Source organism: Flavobacterium sp. HJSW_4, assembly GCF_042436695.1.
In the GTDB taxonomy this organism is placed as follows: Bacteria; Bacteroidota; Bacteroidia; order Flavobacteriales; family Flavobacteriaceae; genus Flavobacterium.
The window spans coordinates 263,258-279,925 of record NZ_JBHNPP010000003.1 but is presented as its reverse complement, the minus strand read 5'-3'; the positions used below and the strand labels follow the sequence as shown (position 1 = coordinate 279,925).

At 32.0% G+C, this 16,668-nt stretch carries 14 protein-coding genes; 7 read left to right on the top strand and 7 right to left on the bottom strand.

What is annotated here, in order from left to right:
- The first annotated feature begins 12 nt into the window (after positions 1-12).
- Positions 13-3,240 (top strand): cytochrome c biogenesis protein CcsA, encoded by a 3,228-nt coding sequence (ccsA, locus tag ACE01P_RS04580; RefSeq protein WP_379694731.1) that lies wholly within the window; start codon positions 13-15, stop codon positions 3,238-3,240.
- A 64-nt stretch (positions 3,241-3,304) separates the two neighbouring features.
- Here ccsA and ACE01P_RS04575 read toward each other — a convergent pair whose 3' ends face one another.
- Entirely contained in the window at positions 3,305-4,591 is a 1,287-nt protein-coding gene (locus ACE01P_RS04575; RefSeq protein WP_379694728.1) for an alpha/beta fold hydrolase, read from the bottom strand.
- Between the two features lie 169 nt (positions 4,592-4,760).
- Here ACE01P_RS04575 and ACE01P_RS04570 point away from each other — a divergent pair, with 169 nt between their 5' ends.
- Positions 4,761-5,435, top strand: coding sequence for an ArsR/SmtB family transcription factor (locus ACE01P_RS04570; protein WP_379694725.1), 675 nt, complete (start codon positions 4,761-4,763; stop codon positions 5,433-5,435).
- Here the strand turns inward: ACE01P_RS04570 and ACE01P_RS04565 are convergent.
- The 4 genes from ACE01P_RS04565 to ACE01P_RS04550 all read right to left on the bottom strand — a co-directional run bounded on the left by ACE01P_RS04565 (position 5,432) and on the right by ACE01P_RS04550 (position 7,973).
- Positions 5,432-6,160 (bottom strand): DUF3667 domain-containing protein, encoded by a 729-nt coding sequence (locus ACE01P_RS04565; RefSeq protein ID WP_379694721.1) that lies wholly within the window; start codon positions 6,158-6,160, stop codon positions 5,432-5,434. The genes ACE01P_RS04570 and ACE01P_RS04565 overlap by 4 nt on opposite strands.
- Positions 6,161-6,174: 14 nt before the next feature.
- On the bottom strand, positions 6,175-6,567 hold the full coding sequence (locus tag ACE01P_RS04560; protein WP_379694718.1) for a DoxX family protein: 393 nt from the start codon (positions 6,565-6,567) through the stop codon (positions 6,175-6,177).
- 87 nt (positions 6,568-6,654) lie between these two features.
- Positions 6,655-7,443 (bottom strand): anti-sigma factor domain-containing protein, encoded by a 789-nt coding sequence (locus ACE01P_RS04555; RefSeq protein WP_379694715.1) that lies wholly within the window; start codon positions 7,441-7,443, stop codon positions 6,655-6,657.
- A complete protein-coding gene (locus ACE01P_RS04550) occupies positions 7,443-7,973 on the bottom strand; it encodes an RNA polymerase sigma factor (protein WP_379694712.1) in 531 nt (176 codons plus the stop codon). Before ACE01P_RS04550 ends, ACE01P_RS04555 begins: the two co-directional genes overlap by 1 nt.
- Positions 7,974-8,722: 749 nt before the next feature.
- On the opposite strand from ACE01P_RS04550, the gene ACE01P_RS04545 reads away from it, so the two are divergent.
- Entirely contained in the window at positions 8,723-9,310 is a 588-nt protein-coding gene (locus ACE01P_RS04545) for a glutathione peroxidase (protein WP_379694709.1), read from the top strand.
- Between the two features lie 132 nt (positions 9,311-9,442).
- Here ACE01P_RS04545 and ACE01P_RS04540 read toward each other — a convergent pair whose 3' ends face one another.
- Both ACE01P_RS04540 and ACE01P_RS04535 read right to left on the bottom strand, forming a co-directional pair.
- Complete coding sequence (locus ACE01P_RS04540; RefSeq protein WP_379694706.1) at positions 9,443-9,940, bottom strand: GNAT family N-acetyltransferase; 498 nt, start codon at positions 9,938-9,940, stop codon at positions 9,443-9,445.
- A gap of 15 nt (positions 9,941-9,955) precedes the next feature.
- On the bottom strand, positions 9,956-11,131 hold the full coding sequence (locus ACE01P_RS04535; RefSeq protein ID WP_379694703.1) for a thioredoxin family protein: 1,176 nt from the start codon (positions 11,129-11,131) through the stop codon (positions 9,956-9,958).
- A gap of 177 nt (positions 11,132-11,308) precedes the next feature.
- Here ACE01P_RS04535 and menD point away from each other — a divergent pair, with 177 nt between their 5' ends.
- The 4 genes from menD to menA all read left to right on the top strand — a co-directional run bounded on the left by menD (position 11,309) and on the right by menA (position 16,643).
- Positions 11,309-12,970: a 2-succinyl-5-enolpyruvyl-6-hydroxy-3-cyclohexene-1-carboxylic-acid synthase gene (menD, locus tag ACE01P_RS04530; RefSeq protein WP_379694701.1), complete on the top strand. Its 1,662-nt coding sequence runs from the start codon at positions 11,309-11,311 to the stop codon at positions 12,968-12,970.
- Positions 12,971-13,144: 174 nt separating this feature from the next.
- The gene (locus ACE01P_RS04525; protein ID WP_379694698.1) at positions 13,145-13,999 is read left to right on the top strand and encodes a S1 RNA-binding domain-containing protein; all 855 of its coding nucleotides are present in this window, start codon (positions 13,145-13,147) and stop codon (positions 13,997-13,999) included.
- 752 nt (positions 14,000-14,751) lie between these two features.
- Positions 14,752-15,585, top strand: a complete 834-nt coding sequence (locus tag ACE01P_RS04520) for a 1,4-dihydroxy-2-naphthoyl-CoA synthase (RefSeq protein ID WP_012024845.1) — start codon at positions 14,752-14,754, stop codon at positions 15,583-15,585.
- A gap of 95 nt (positions 15,586-15,680) precedes the next feature.
- Positions 15,681-16,643, top strand: coding sequence for a 1,4-dihydroxy-2-naphthoate octaprenyltransferase (menA, locus tag ACE01P_RS04515; protein ID WP_379694696.1), 963 nt, complete (start codon positions 15,681-15,683; stop codon positions 16,641-16,643).
- Positions 16,644-16,668: the final 25 nt, after the last annotated feature.

The following is a 16,668-nucleotide window of genomic DNA, read 5'->3' as shown; positions in this document are numbered from 1 at the left end:
AATCCCTAAGAAATGGATAAAAAAATATTCTCTTTTTTGTTTTCTACACGTTTAATGGCCGTTCTTTTTTTAACATTCGCAATTGCAATGGGTGTTGGAACTTTTATCGAAAGTAAATACAATACCGATACGGCTAGAATACTAATTTACAATACATGGTGGTTTGAGGCAATTATGGCCATCTTTATGATTAATTTCTTCGGAAATATCAAAAAATATCAACTGCATAAAAAAGAAAAATGGGCAACTCTTTTACTTCACCTTGCCTTTGTTTTTATCATTTTAGGAGCTTTTATTACTCGTTATATTAGTTACGAAGGAATGATGCCAATTCGCGAAGGCGCTGCAGAAAATCAAGTTTATTCAGATAAAACATTCTTGACTGTTTTTGTTGACGGTGAATATAAAGGCGAAATGAAACGTAGAGTTTTCGAGAAAAATCTGTTGCTTTCCCCTGTGACTAACAATGACTTTTCTCTTTCAGGTAAATTTGACGAAACTCCTTTTGAAATTACGTATTCAAATTACATCATGGGAGCTAAAGAAGTTGTAAAACCAGATCCAAACGGAATTTTATACTTAAAATTAGTTGAAGCAGGAGCGGGCGGACGTGAAGAACATTACCTAAAAGAGGGTGAAGTTCAGAACATTCACAATGTTTTATTCGCTTTAAATAAGCCAACTGACGGAGCAATTAACATCAATACAACTGGCAAAGAATACACTATTCAAACTCCTTTTGAAGGTGAGTTTATGCGAATGGCAGATCAGTTTAAAGGAAAAGTTACTAAAGACAACGTACAGCCTTTAATGATGCGTTCTTTGTACAGCATTGGAGATATTAGAATTGTTTTCCCAGAGCCACCATTGAAAGGAAAAGTGGATTATGAATCTAATAATGACTTTAAAGCTAAATCTCATACAGATGCTTTGGTTGTTAAAGTTAAAGCTGAAGGGCAAGAAAAAGAAGTAATGGTTTTTGGTAACAAAGGTCAGGTTGGAGAAGCTAAAACGGTTAAAATCGGTAATATAGAATATTCTTTATTCTTCGGAAGTAAAGCTTATGTTTTACCATTTAAAATTCGTTTGAACGACTTTATCGCAGAGAAATATCCTGGTACAGAAAAAAGTTATTCTTCATACAAAAGTAAAGTGACTGTTCAGGATTCTACAGAAACTTTTGATGCAGATATTTTTATGAATAACGTTTTAGATTATAAAGGATTCCGTTTCTTCCAATCTTCATTTGATCCAGACGAAAAAGGAACTGTTTTATCTGTAAACCATGATTTTTGGGGAACTAATATTACTTATTTAGGTTATTTTCTATTATACATTGGTTTAATGGCAATTATGTTTACTAAACATTCTCGTTTTGGCGATTTGAAAAAGAAATTGGAAGCGATTCAGAAGAAAAAAGAAAAGCTAATCACTATTTTATTTTTATTGATTGGTTTAAATGGATTTGCTCAAGAAGCGCCACATGTTCATACTCCAGGGCATGTTCATGAACACGAACATAATCATAGTGCAGATCCAAATGATCATGCTAATCACGTTACAGCTGCACCAAGCAAGAAACAATTAGATTCTTTATTGAATATTTATAAAGCGCCAGAATCACACGCAGCAAAATTTGGTCGTTTGATTATTCAGGATGCTGGAGGAAGAATGAAGCCGATTAATACGTTTTCATCTGAATTACTTCGTAAAGTAAGTCATGATGATCATTATAACGGAATGAATTCTGATCAGGTTTTCTTATCTATGACGCAGTATGCTCAGGTTTGGATTCAAGTTCCAATTATCTATATTAATACTAAAAATGATAGTATTCGTAAAATTATCGGAATTGATTCTAAAGATAAATTTGCACCGTTTGTAAAATTCTTTGATGAGCAAGGAAATTATAAGTTATCTCCTTATTTAGATGCTGCTTATAAAGCAGGAAATCCAAATAGTTTTGAAAAAGACTTTATTGAAACAGATAAGAAAGTAAACTTAATGGAATCTGCATTAAGCGGAAGCATTTTAAGAATCTTCCCAATTCCAAATGATCCAAATCATAAATGGGTTTCTTATTTAGAACGTGAAAGTGCTGGTTTTAAAGGAATGGATTCTACTTATGTGAAACAAATTCTTCCATTATACTTTAGTGCTTTAAATAACGGTTCTATCGAAAAAAACTTCGATACAGCAGATAATTTAGTAGAAAGTATAAATGGTTTTCAAAAGAAATTTGGAGCTAAAGTAAGACCAAGTGAACAGAAAATTGATGCCGAAATAGCATATAATAAATATGACGTTTTCAAGGTGTTGCCTTATTGGTACATTACAGTTTCAATTTTTATGTTGATGTTTACAATTATCAATATCTTTTTTGAGAAAAAGTGGATTCGTTATGTTATAAATGGGTTCCATGTTTTTGTAGGATTGTTATTTGTTGTTCATACAATAGGATTAATAGCTCGTTGGTATATTTCTGGTCACGCACCTTGGAGTAACGCTTACGAATCTATAGTGTATGTAGCTTGGTCAACGATGTTCTTCGGATTGGCTTTTGATAGAAAATCAAAATTAACTGTTGCTTCATCAGCATTCGTTACAGCAATGATTTTAATGGCGGCGTACCTTAATTGGATCGATCCAGAAATTGCAAACTTACAGCCAGTTTTGAATTCTTATTGGTTAATGATTCACGTTGCCGTGATTGTTGGAAGTTATGGTCCAACTGCTTTAGGAATGATTTTAGGATTTGTTGGCCTAGTATTGATTTTCTTTACGAATGATAAAAACAAAGCCAAAATGGATTTACATCTTAAAGAGGTAAGTTATATTAACGAAATGGCCGTTACAATTGGTCTTATCATGTTAACTATTGGAAACTTCCTTGGAGGACAATGGGCAAATGAAAGCTGGGGACGTTACTGGGGATGGGATCCAAAAGAAACTTGGGCTTTAATTTCGATCATGATTTATGCATTTGTAATTCACGCTCGTTTTGTACCAGCTTTAAGAGGAAAATGGTTCTTTAACTTAATGACGATGTATGCTTTTGTTTCGATCTTGTTTACATATTATGGAGTAAACTTCCACTTAGTTGGTTTACACTCTTATGCAAGTGGTGAAGCGCATTCATTAAGCTGGATTTACTATTGCTTGATTACAATTACTGTAATTGGAGCTATTACTTATCCTAAGTATAGAAAATACTATAAAACTAAAAAAGTAAAGAAATAATAATTCACAATAATTATTAATTCAAATAAAAAAGGTTCAACTTTATGTTGAACCTTTTTGTTTTTTAGTGATGGGCTTTTTTGCTGTCAGTTGGTGTTTCATTTCGATCAAACATTCCGTAATCTCTGACCACATTTGCAATTCTTAAATGATAATCTTTAAAAATAAAATCTCTACCTTTTGATTGTGCATTTCGATGATTCTCAAGATTGCGCCATTCTTGAATTGCTTTTTCATCTTTCCAAAATGATAATGATAATATTTTGTCGGGATTAGAAATGCTATAAAACCTTTCAATTGAAATAAAACCTTCTATTTTTTCTAACTGAGGCTTAAGATTACTGGCAATTTCAAGATAGTTTTCTTTGCAATCTTTATTCGGAATAACTTCAAAAATTACTGCAATATCATGTTGTTTTTTATCAGAAATGAATTTTTCATCATTGAAGAAATGAAGTGTTTCATTATACAAATCAATTCGACTTTTTTCAAGTTGCATAACATGAGTGCCTTTTTGTATGACAACATATTTTTTTGATTTTGCATTTTCTAATGATAGAAACAAGCCCTCTGCGTCATTATTATTAGGATATTTATCCCATTCACCTCTGATAATCATTGTTTGCGCTGTAATCTTTTTTGGATCATAATAAGGATTATTATGTAACAAATCTTCAACATCAGCTGAAGGTCCTGAAGGATATTTAACAACTGAATTTTTTAAATTCAAAGCTAAAGGATCGCTTTTTCTCCAATTTTCTCCCCATGTTTCAAATATTTCGGGTTCTAATTGGCACTCTTTATCAGAAGGAGTCAAACTTTTCATGGCATTTATTCGTTGAGACGGACTCATTTCTTCACTTGAAGCATTTACTTTTTCAATCTCCGAATCCTCATTTTTTACAGTTATTGCAGCAAATAAAACTAGCTTTTCTATTTTATCGGGAACTTTAGAAGCATATAAGGCTGCTACTGAGCCTCCCCACGAGTGCCCAATCAAGTAAATTTTATTTTTTCCTGTTCTTTCAAGATTATAATCTACTGCTTTTTGTACATCTTCAAAAGCATCGACCGCTCTTCCAACAACTTTTGTTAAAGGTTTTTTCATTTCGGGATATCGATCAGAATTACCATAACCTAGAAAATCAAGCGCATAAACATCATATCCGTTTTCAGATAAATTTTTCATCCATGATGAATTATTCATTTCAAAACCAAATGAAAGTGAAGAAGGAAATGATGAACCATGAAGAAAAAGTACAGGATAATTCTTTGCTGGCATTTCTGGAGCTAGGTGGTTAAGCGCTATTTTTAGTTCGGGAATATGACTTTGGGTTCTTAATATTTCCATAGAAATTGTTTTTTTTTGAATTAAGGATAGATTTTTCTGTTTGTGCATAGATGAAATAGCTTAGCGCCAAGAAAAGATATGTAATGTTTTTTCTCATATTTTTTTAAACAAAAATAAAATAGAAATAACTTTGAGACTTAAATTGAAACTTAACTATGGTTGTTGCAATATGAATGATGAAATTAAAAGAATAAGCACCTTAATTGGTGACCCTGTGCGATCTGTAATATTATGGACATTGTTAGACAACAGAGCTTACACTGCAACTGAATTGGCAAATATTGCTGAAACCTCACCACAAAACATAAGTATTCATTTATCGAAACTGATTAAAGCCGATTTACTAACAGTTGAAAGTCAGGGAAGACATAAATATTATAAGTTATTGAATCCGGAAATAGCAACTGTTATTGAAGGTATTGCTAGTTTAATACCGCAAAATAGACGAAAGAATGTGATCGATAATAATTCAGGAGTAAAATATTGTCGTACTTGTTATGATCATCTGGCAGGGAAAATTGGAGTTGAAATTACCGAGAAATTTATAGAACACGAATATATTGCATTAGACAATAAGACATTTGTTGTTACTGAAAAAGGAGAACTCTTTTTTGCAAGTTTAGGAATCGATTTAGAAGCTTTAAAAAAACAAAGACGCTTTTTTGCAAAGCCTTGTTTGGATTGGAGCGAACGAAAGCATCATTTTTCGGGCTCCTTAGCTGCAGCATTTTTAAATAAAATGTTTGAATTAAACTGGATTAGAAGAATCGAGAATTCAAGAGCGGTATTAATTACGGCAAGTGGCGAAAAAGGTTTATATGAAAAATTAAAGCTAATAGTTTAATAATTTTCTATAACAGTATATACGATGACTGCAATTATAAAAAAGCAAATCAAAAATATCATATGACTTAAGATGCTTAAAAAGAATGCCTTTGTTTTTGATATTTTATTGAAGAACTGAATATTAGTCCAAAAAATTAATATTAGTCCGATAAAATAAGTTAAAGATGAAAATTTTTGAATCTGAGGTGTTCCATTCAAATAAAGCAATATAGGAAACGTTAAAATCTGGACAAAAAGGCGTTGTGATGCTTTAAAAGTATTTAATACGAAAAATTCAAAATAATTATATCCTTGTTTTCTAAAAACGGTATAAGTTCCAATCGTATAAATAGGAATTGTTGCAATGATTACCCAGGAATAATGCGTTGCCATCCATTCATTAAATTCATGATAATTTACTGATTTTCCGTCAGACTCAGGAAAAGTATTAATGTGAAAGTAATGATATAAAACCCCATATAACGCTGCTAAAAGAACAACCAAAGACAAAGGTTTAAAATGATGAACTCTTTTGCCTTCGATAAATTCGCGGACAGAATGCCCTGGTCTAGTAAATAATTGTTTTAGCGAATATGGAATTCCTTTATCAAAATGCAATAAACCATGCTGAATGTCATGCCACAAAAAATGAGCATTTATTTTATGAGTTTCTGAAGTCTGGCCACAGTTGTTGCAATAATGACCTTTAAAAATCTGATGACAATTTTTGCATTCTATTTCCATTTCTAAAACCGAATTTAAAGATTAGTATTTTGACTCTTTTTTAAACCGTTCGGGTACATTATTGCAAACAAAACAATTATTAAAAGGAAATTGTACTCCACACCATTTCTTCCGCCGCCAACAACAAACCAGCCTTCTTTAAAATGGACCAAAATAATTCCCATAACGAGAACAAAAATCGTTACAAATCCAGCCGCTTTGATGTATTTATTGCTTAAAAGAAGAATTGCAGCAACAACATGAGATAATTTGATGCTCCAAGCCAGAAATACACCAAAAGGAGCAAAACCGATTTGGTTTAGAAATAAATTTCCAAAATCATTAATACCATTATTAAACATTCCAAAAACAGAATGTGTGAGAAGTATTATGGCAACAGCTATTCTTAAAAGAAAAGTTCCAGACATGATTTGTTTTTTTAGTCAATTAAAAATAATAAAAAAACGCATATTATTTCTAATACGCGTTTTTAACTTTTTATAAAACTCTGATTTTTAAACTTTTCCTAAAGTATAAAGCTGTGTCATTGTTGGAGTAGGGCTTCCGCCAGCAGGCTCTAACGTAATTCCAAATGCTTCAGCAGAATCGGTTTGGCTTACAGCAAAGATTTTCTGAGAATTTCCTTCAAAATCATCCAATAAACCAATACTTGTCGGCGTAAGAACCGGACTCAATTTTAAAGACCAAACTTGATAAACCATTCCTTTTGGTGGAGTTGGTAAACCAGCCGCATCAATGTAAGTAGTCTTAGTTTGTTGGTTCCAGTATACTTTTGCATAAGATTTTGGAGATACCGCTTGACCGCCAAGGGTTACACCTGTATTTTTAACATCTCTTACAATGTTTAAGTTTTTCTGGATTTCCTTATTTTGCTCTCCTAAATAGGCATACTCTCTTTCTATTTTATTTTTCTCATTTCCAACAGTAGAGATAGCTTCTTTTGTTTTTGTTAATTCTAAAGTTTGGTATCCTAAACCTAACAGTAAAAGTACTGCCGCTGCCCAACCCACATATTGTGACCAGTTTGAAGCGGGTTTCATTTCAACTACTTTTCCGTGTTTCAATTCCAGGCGAGCTTTAATTTTCTCAAAGTTCTCCACAGAATGGAAAGGAGAAAAGCTAGACGAAAGAGCTATAATAGCCTTTTCTATCGAAATAATTTCCTGGTCTACATCAGGATTATTTTTTGTTAGTGCGGCAATCTCTAGATTTTCTTTTTCGCTTAATAAGCCATACACGTACAGCTCTAAAATTCCTGATTCTATATATTCTTGTGCTTCCATTATATCTTTAAATAATTACGTAAATCGTTAATACAGTTTCTATTTTGCGTTTTGATAGTTCCCAGTGGCATCGCCAATTCTTCTGAAGCTTCTTGCTGGGTATATCCTTTAAAGAATAATAAATTGATTATTTCGATACATTTTGGTTTCAGTTTTTTTACAAATTCCTGAATTCCGATTGCATCAAGTTTATGGCTCAATTTATTGCTCTCATCTAATAGATTTACGAAATTATCTGATGAAAGGTTTTTTTGGCTGTTATTAAAATCTTTAGAACGAAGTTTATCGATCGATGTGTTTCGAGCGATATTTAAGATCCAAGTATAAAATCGTCCTTTGCTTTCGTTATAAGAATCAATGTTTTTCCAGATTTTGACAAAAACATCCTGAAGTACATCCTCAGCTTCTTCGCGATTTTTGATTAGGACATGAATTACTGAAAATAAACTTTTTGAGTACATATCGTACAAATGCGTGAAAGCTTTTTCGTCCTTTTTGTAAATTAAAACTAGCAGTTCTTCTTGACTCATAGATTGGTATTTTTAAGTTTAAACATTAGAAATTGAAGCATTATATGTTAACCTGTTATAAAATTAAATTATTTTTTCCTCACTTTTTTATTTTTTTTAATAGTCCAAAACCTAAGTAAATAAAGGGTTCGCAAAAAAAGTGCATTTTTTTTTACTTTTTTTAAAACCAAAAACAATCCAATTACGTAAATGTATTTAATAAGCCAAGAAAGATCTTACATGCCTTTATTTTAAATTCAAAAACTGTTGTTATAATAATTATTAAAGACATATGGATAGCAAAATAATAGTCAAAATATTAATAGTTGGATTAACAACAGTTTTGACACTGACTGTTTTTACAGAGAAAGATTTTTTGAAAGATGCTTTAGCAAGCGTTACAAATATCAAGAATTGAAAATATTAAATAGTTGATGCACTCGGACTTCCAAACAGAAGATTTTTTTAATATGTCTCGCGATTATTTTAGAATTTAAATTCTACATCATACAAGCCAATAAAATATTTTTTTGAAAGACGTTTGACATATGGGGGTTAAAGAAATTTTCGAAATAACCGAGTCATCAACTATAACTTATAAAAGATTGCATAATAATTAATTCATGGTTTGATTTGTTTGTATGGGGAGAAGCCTAACGTCTGATTAACGTTAGGCTTCATTTTTTATTTAACTTTTGATTGGCAAAAATTAAAGACTTAAAATAGTTTTTGTGAAATGGATTTTAGCTAATTTTATAAAAAATTATCAGATGAAAAAAATATTATTGATGCTATTTGGAGCAGTTATGTTGTCGGCGACAGGATTAAATGCTCAAACCAGTACAAACAAATTATCTAAAAAAGATAAAGCCATGGCAAAAGAAACAATTTATCAATTCAAAGTAGAAGATTTATCAGGAGACACTTTTGATTTTGCCTCTTTAAAAGGTAAAAAAATCATGATTGTCAACACGGCTTCAAAATGCGGACTAACTCCACAATACAAAGATTTGGAAGCTATTTATAAAGAATATAAAGATAAAGGATTTGTAATTGTTGGTTTTCCTGCAAACAATTTTGCATCTCAGGAGCCAGGATCAAATAAAGAAATCGAATCATTCTGCCAACAGAATTACGGAGTTTCTTTCCCAATGATGAGTAAAGTTTCAGTTAAAGGAAGCGACATGTGCGATGTGTACAAATTCTTAACTGAAAAATCGAAAAACGGTTTGCAAGATTCTGAAGTAGAATGGAATTTTCAAAAATACCTAATCAACGAAAAAGGTGAATTGGTAAAGGTAATTAAACCAAAAACTTTACCAACAGATCCTGAAGTAATCAATTGGATTAAAAGCTAAGACATAAAAAAAACTCAAATTTTGAATATTCAAAATTTGAGTTTTTTTTTAGTTTCAAAGTTACAAAGAGGCAAAGGGACAGAGTTTTTAAATACTTTGCGAACTTTGCGTAATTCTTGGCGCTCTTTGCGGTTAGGATAAAATTAATTGCATAAAAACCAAATCTAACCAATGGTCAAATTTGTAGCCAACCTCGCGAATTGTACCTGTAGCAACAAATCCGAATTTTTCATGAAAAGCAATGCTTCCAGCATTATCAGCGTCAATCGCGCCAATCATAACATGATATCCTTGTTCTTTTGCTAAACGAATTAATTCAGTCAAAAGTTTAGAACCAATTCCTTTTCCGATAATATTATCTACCACATAAACAGAATGTTCTACGGTATATTGATAGCCTATTTTTTCTCTAAATTGCCCGTAACTTCCAAAACCAACCACTTCGCCATCTAAATCGGCTATAACAACAGGAAGATTTTTGGCCGTTTTATCTTCAAACCATTTTGTCTGAACTTCTAAAGTTTGAGTTTCGTAGCTATAATTTGCAGTAGTATGCAAAATGGAATGATTTACAATTTCTAGAATTTTTTGTAAATCGTTTGTTGTTGCAGGTCTTAAAATAATGCTCATTGGTAATTATTGTAGTTATTTGGTATTCAATTCAGCTAATAAAGTGTCTACTTCTTTAGAATTCCAGTCCATTTCTTTGGCTATGGCTTTGGCATTATTGGCATATTCTAAAGCCTTTTTCTTGTTTTTTATTTTGTTGTAAAGCTTGGCTTCAAGCAAGTTACCATCATAAGAATCATTTAATTCTAAAGAACGATCAACCCAAGAAATTGCTTTTTTCAAACTTTCAGTGTCTTTAATGTGTTTGAAATAAGTATTTCCGATATCTTTTAAGAAACTTGCATCGTTCCAAACCAATTTCTGAGTGTCTTCGAGAGTAACTTTTTTATAAAAATTCCATTTTTCGGTTCTTTCAGCCAAGGTTAAATCATATTTAAAAACCAAAGAATCAGTTTTTTGCAATCTAATAGATTTAGCTATTTCTCTTTGTTTATAATAGTTTACAGTGTCTAAATTGTCAACCAAAGGTCGAAGCAATTCGTTTACAATGCTTTCAATTTTACGATCAATACGACTTTGAGAAGCTACTGCAGCAAATTCTTTCTGATGGTTTAAAACATACTGAAATTCTCTAGATTTAATATCGGTAACTCCGTTAGCAATTACGCGCCAGTTCAATTCGCTAACCAATTGTCTGTCAGATTGTGTGTTCAAATAAATGTGTGTTGGCACTGATAATTCTGTTCTGTCTTTTCCTTTTCTTAAAGTGTTTAAATAATAAAAGAATTTATCTGAATTGCTAGGATCGGCAAGAAATTGCTTCTCTAAATGAGGCAATTGCATCTTCGGATTTAAAGCATTATTTAGTTCATTCTGAAATTCAGGCTTTTTCATTTCGCCTTTTAAAGCATAAATTAGCGTTTCATTACCATCAATAAATAAAAAAGTAGGAAGCGATTTGGTATTGAATTTATTCTTTAAAGCAATTCCTTCTTCCTTTTCAATATTTTTATAAGTGCAGACAAAATTTTTATTCAAAAAATCCATAACTGTTGGATCACTCAAAACTTCGGTTTTCATTAAATTACAATGTGGACACCAATCAGCGTAAAGCATAACAAAAAGCGGTTTTCCTTCTTTTTTAGCATTTTCTAAAGCCGTTTGATACGGAACATCAACAGGAACAAATTGATTCTGAGAAGTTATGGTTTGAAAAGTAACAGATAAAAATAGTATAAGTAAAAAACGCATATTAGGTCTGGCTTTTGGTAATTATTCGATTTTACAAATATATTCCCTTTTTTGAGAAACAGCCTTAATATATTCCTAATTATAATATAAATCAAGTGCGAAGTTTGTAACTTTGTAAGCAAGAAGAAGAAAAATTAGACAAAGGTTTTTCTTTGAAAAAAGTAATACACGACCGGAATGATTTACCCCAAAATAGCGCTTGCACAAAGCATTATCGAAATTTTATCTGCCAAAGGCATTGTTAATATTATAATTTCTCCAGGATCTAGAAATGCACCGTTAACTATCGGATTTGCGCAAAATCCAAACTTCACCTGTTACAGTATTGCAGACGAGCGATGTGCCGCTTTTTTTGCTTTAGGAATTGCGCAGCAAACCAAACAGCCAACTGCAATTGTTTGTACTTCAGGCTCAGCTTTATTAAACTATTATCCAGCTTTTGCAGAAGCATTCTACAGCCAAATTCCATTGATTGTGATTTCGGCAGATCGTCCTCAAAGCAAAATAGATATTGGTGACGGACAAACGATTCGTCAGGAAAATGTTTTTGCTAATCATTCTGTTTTCAATGCCAATTTAACCGAAGAAGCATCTGAAGAAAATGACTTGAAAATCAATTTGGCAATTGAAACAGCTATTCTAAAAAAAGGGCCAGTCCATATTAATGCGCCTTTTGAAGAACCTTTATATGAAACAACACTAGAGCTTTCAGTACAATCAAAAATAACAAATCCAGAAACGGATAATTCTCCAAAAACGATAGAAAATAGTGAAGAATTTGTTTCTATTTGGGATAATGCAAAGCGAAAATTGATTTTGGTTGGAGTAAATGAAGCCAATAGCATCGATCAAGAAATTATCGAGAATCTTGCTTCAGATCCGTCAGTTGTAGTGCTTACAGAAACGACTTCAAATCTTCATCACGAAAGTTTTATCAATTCAATTGATACTTTAATTACACCTTTCGATGATTTTGATTTTAAGCAATTTAATCCAGAAGTTTTAGTGACTTTTGGCGGAATGGTGGTTTCAAAAAGAATTAAAGGATTCCTTAGAAAATACAAACCAAAACAGCATTGGCATATTGACACTTTGCGTGCTTATGATACGTTTGATGCATTGACAAAACATTTTGTAATGCAGCCAAATGATTTTTTTAAAGATCTATTTTCAAAAACATCTTTTGTAAAAAGTAATTATTTCAAAAACATTGATACAGTTTACAAAACGAGACTTGAAAGAAGAAAAAAATATTTGAGTAAAATAGGTTTTTCAGATTTCAAGGTTTTCGAAAAAATAATTGAATCGTTGCCTAAAAATAGTTTACTACAAATAAGCAATAGTTCTGCTATTCGTTATGCGCAATTAATCGATATTGATGCTTCTATTGAAGTCTTCTGTAATCGAGGAACAAGCGGAATCGACGGAAGCACTTCTACAGCAATTGGTGCTGCGGTTGGAAACGACAAGCAAACCGTTTTTGTTACCGGAGACATTGGCTTTTTATACGACAGCAATGCTTTATGGAATTCTTATATTCCTAAAAACTTCAAAATTATTTTGATTAATAATGGAGGAGGGGGAATCTTTAGAATTTTGCCTGGACACCAAGAAAAACCAGTTTTCAATACTTATTTCGAAACATCACATAAGCTGACAGCGGAGCATTTAGCAAAAATGTACGGATTGAATTATTTCACAGCGCAAGATGTCCAGTCATTAGAAAATGGAATACAGTCTTTATATAATTCAAATGAAGCTCCTTGCATTTTAGAAATTTTCACGCCGACATTTGAGAATGATCAGATTTTGAAGCAGTATTTCAAATACTTACATTAAAAAGTAAAATTTACCATAACCTAAAATCCCTTTATAACATCTGTATATAAAGGGATTTTTTAATTTTTACCTACAAATTAAGTTTTGTTAAAATTAATTTCTTTGTACCGCTTCAAACTTCGTACCTTTGCGCCTCAGAAACTTAGCAGTTTGACTGCTTAGAAATATATTAAAATGCTAGAAATAGGAAAATACAACACCTTAACTATATTACGTGATACCAAAGTTGGTTTGTTTTTAGGAGATCCTGAAAATGATCCAGATGGAGTTCACGATGTTTTACTTCCAAACAAATATGTGCCAAAAGTATTTGAAATTGGAGAAGAATTAATCGTTTTTGTTTACTTAGACCACGAACAGCGACCAGTTGCTACAACTTTGGTTCCGTACATTTTACTGAATGAATTTGCACTTTTGAGAGTAAACTACATCAATAATGTTGGTGCATTTATGGACTGGGGAATGGAAAAAGATATTCTGGTTCCGTTTAAAGAACAGGCGCGCCCAATGGAAAAAGGAAAACGCTATTTGGTTTATTTATATTTGGACAAACAAACCAATCGTTTGGTAGCTTCAAGTAAAACAAATCAGTTTTTGAATAACGATCAATTAACTGTTGAAAAAGGAGAAGAAGTTGATTTAATTGTTTCGCATATTACCGATATGGGAATCAATGTGATTATAAACGAACGTCATAAAGGACTTTTGTACAAAGACGAAGTTTATGATGATGCAATTAGAACTGGAGACAGAATGCGTGGTTATATTAAAAACATTCGTCCTGACAACAAAATAGATGTTGCGCTTCAAGCTCAAGGTTTTGAGAGTATTGAGCCAAATGCAGAAAAAATATTAAGCGAATTAAGAGCCAGCAGAGGTTTTCTTCGTTTAAACGATAATTCTCATCCAGAAGACATTAAGACAGTTTTGAAGATGAGTAAAAAATCATTTAAAAAAGCAATTGGTTCTTTGTATAAAGAAAAACTGATTGAAATTAAAGAAGACGGGATTTATCTTGTGAAGGAGTAAAGATCAAGAAATTCCAATATTAAAATTTGAGATTTATTTTGCGCCAGCAAAATTAGTATAACACAAAAGGCTGCCCATTACAGGCAGCCTTTCGCTTTTTATTCAGTTTTAAAAAAAATTGTAATTAAAAAAAAACAGAAATAAAATAATTCGAATCCATCTCAGAACAATAGCTTTACAAATTTTAGAAATCGCTCCATCGACGGTATGTCTTTTAAATAATCAATGCACCTATCTTAAAATCAAAAAAGAGAATTTCACGGCTCATCCATTGGTTGATAAAATAACTTTTAGAAAGTGGTGAATTAGTACTTTTTCCTCTTTTCGTTATCATTTCTATACTAATTAATAGACAATTCTAACATTTAACCTTAGGTGTTACTTTTTTCTTTTTGAAGTTTCGACAAACACATAAATCATTTGCTCCTTTAATTGAGGTTTATTGCTTAAAACCCTAAAAAAATGAGCGACAAATTTTTTAAATTTTCTCAAAAAAATCATTTTTTAGGTTAATAAATCAGTGAAAGAAAATCAATCTGAAATCTTTGAAATGAATTGTATCTCATTGATTTCTAGGGTGTAAAATTAATTATTATTTTTCTAAACTAATGTTAAAAAATGTTATTTTTTGTAAGTAAATACCAATTGTTAACATTGGAAGCCAATTTAGCAAAGACTTAAGACGTATTGAGTAGGTAAAGTAGTAAAAATGCTTTATTTTTACCGTATAATTATTTAAACAAAAAATCAAAATGGATTGGATTACAGCCAGAGAATTTGAAGATATAACTTATAAAAAATGCAATGGAGTAGCGAGAATCGCTTTTAACAGACCAAATGTTAGAAATGCATTCCGTCCTAAAACTACTTCAGAATTATACCAAGCTTTTTACGATGCACAAGAAGACACTTCAATTGGAGTTGTTTTACTTTCTGCTGAAGGACCTTCAACAAAAGACGGAGTTTACTCTTTCTGCAGTGGTGGAGATCAAAATGCTCGTGGGCATCAAGGATATGTTGGAGATGACGGGCAGCACCGTTTAAATATTTTAGAAGTACAGCGTTTAATTCGTTTTATGCCTAAAGTTGTTATCGCGGTTGTTCCAGGATGGGCTGTAGGTGGCGGACATAGTTTGCACGTAGTTTGCGACATGACGCTTGCAAGTAAAGAACACGCTATTTTCAAACAAACTGATGCAGATGTAACAAGTTTTGACGGTGGTTACGGATCGGCATATTTGGCTAAAATGGTAGGTCAGAAAAAAGCTCGTGAAATCTTCTTTTTAGGTAGAAATTATTCTGCTCAAGAAGCTTTTGAAATGGGAATGGTAAATGCTGTAATTCCTCACGATGAGTTAGAAGCTACTGCTTACGAGTGGGCGCAGGAAATTCTTCAAAAATCGCCAACATCTATAAAAATGCTAAAATTTGCAATGAACTTAACAGACGACGGAATGGTTGGTCAACAAGTTTTTGCAGGAGAAGCAACACGTTTAGCTTACATGACCGAAGAAGCTAAAGAAGGAAGAAACGCTTTCTTAGAAAAAAGAAAACCAAACTTTGGTGAAAATAAGTGGTTACCATAATTAAATAAAATTGTTCCAGGTTTCAAGTTTCATGTTACACGTTCTGTGATAAACTTGAAACCTGAAACTTTAAACCATATAAACTAAAAAATAGAATGAAACATTGGATTGAAGCCGCAAGACTGCGCACATTACCTTTATCAGTTTCCGGAATTATAGTTGGAAGTATTTATGCTTTGTCAAATCCAACAGAAACGATCAACACTCCAACAGAAGTATTCAGCTGGAAAGTTTTTGGTTTTGCTCTATTGACAACGCTAGGATTACAGGTTTTATCCAATTTTGCAAACGATTATGGCGACGGAGTAAAAGGTACTGACAACGCAGATCGAGTAGGACCACAACGCGCTATTCAAAGTGGTGTTATTACGCCTCAGGCAATGAAAAAAGCCATTATTATTACTTCGTTTTTGACTTTATTGTCTGCAATTATATTGATTTATTTTGCTTTCGGAAAAGACAATTTCGGATATTCAATCTTTTTCCTATTGTTAGGAATCGCAGCTATTGTAGCGGCAATTAAATATACTGTGGGTAATTCAGCTTATGGTTACAGAGGATTAGGAGATTTATTCGTCTTCATTTTCTTCGGATTGGTAAGCACCTTAGGAGTAAACTTTTTATACGCAAAAGAAGTTGATCCGCTTTTAATTCTTCCAGCAGTAGCAATCGGATTATTAAGTGTTGGGGTTTTAAACCTAAACAACATGCGTGATCAGGAATCAGACAAAAAAGCAGGTAAAAACACAATTGTAGTACAAATGGGAGCTGAAAAAGCTAAAATATACCATTATACTTTGATTGGCGGTGCAATGCTTTTGGTGGTTATTTTCGCTATTTTGAGTGATTATAACTTCGATCAATACTTGTTTTTACTGGCGTATATTCCATTGACAAAACATTTAATCACGGTTTACAAAAATCAAGATCCAAAATTATTAGATCCAGAATTGAAAAAACTGGCATTAAGCACATTTTTGCTTTCTATATTGCTTACAGTATGTATGATTTCATTGATTTCAGACATTATTGTAAACCTCTTTTTAGGAGGAAGATAAAAACAAATGTTTAATTTAAATAGTA